The sequence below is a fragment of the Desulfosarcina cetonica JCM 12296 genome (assembly GCF_001311845.1).
GTDB lineage: Bacteria > Desulfobacterota > Desulfobacteria > Desulfobacterales > Desulfosarcinaceae > Desulfosarcina > Desulfosarcina cetonica.
Map to the genome: position 1 here is coordinate 1 of NZ_BBCC01000478.1, position 1,056 is coordinate 1,056.

The following is a 1,056-nucleotide window of genomic DNA, read 5'->3' on the forward strand; positions in this document are numbered from 1 at the left end:
TCCGAACCAGCCGCGGGGCAGCGATAACAGTGACTGCACCCTATTTTAGCCGAAAAAAGAAAAAGGACAAACGCAGAAAGAAGAAAAAAAAATAGCTTACTGCGCCACAAGCTTTCATCCAGCGGTTTTGTTGTTGGGCGTATATGATCGATGCACCCCATTGCTCTCTTCGGAAATCAGTATCCTGGCAGCGATGCTCAGTTCCTTCGATGAAGTCAGCCGTGTTTTCGAGGATAAGGGCGTGAGCCTCGGCATTAACACAATCCGATGCATTGCTCAGCGTTTCGCCGGTCGGGCAAAAATCGCACAGCGGCTGGAAACCATCGCGTTGACCGATTCCTTAGGGCAGCGCCGTGTGGTGGTCTCCTCCGATGGTGGTAGAGTGCGCATCCGTAGAAACAAACGCGGTCCCCGAACGAAAAAGGGACGCAAACGTTATCACACCCACTGGAAGGAACCTAAGCTGGTCCTTATCTATACGGTTGATGACCAGGGCAAAATGGATCATCGTTTCATCCCAGTCATCGAGGGGACACTCAAAGGTCCTGACACCGCCTTTGGATTGCTTCGCTATCATTTGCAACAACTTGGCGTTCACGCTGCCAAGCAGCTCCTGTTTGTTGCCGACGGTGCTCGGTGGATCTGGAATCGAATTTCCGAATTGGTCGCTTCATTGGGCATAGCTGCCTCAAAGGTTTATGAACTGGTCGATTTTTACCACGCTGTTGAGCATCTGGCCAAGGTCGCTGATTTTAAAAAGAACTGGAAGCCGTCAGAGAAAAAGAAATGGATCCAAAAGCATCGGCGCATGTTGCTCAAAGGGCAAACAGACCAGGTAATCGCCGCGATAAAGACTTTTTGCCGGGGAAGAAAAAGCAAGAATATCGCAACCGAGCGCAATTACTTTATTCGCAATCAACACCGCATGGACTACCAAAAAGTGGCGAGCCTCAACCTCCCGATTGGAAGCGGTGCCATGGAAAGCGCAATACGCCGAGTGGTGAACCTTCGCATGAAGGGTGCTTCCATATATTGGTTGAAAGAAACAGCAGAGGC

Annotated in this window: 1 pseudogene; it reads left to right on the top strand. The window is 50.4% G+C overall.

Annotated features, from left to right (window positions below):
- Nucleotides 1-193: 193 nt before the first annotated feature.
- Nucleotides 194-1,056: pseudogene (locus tag JCM12296_RS35090) on the top strand (hypothetical protein); the annotation flags it as partial.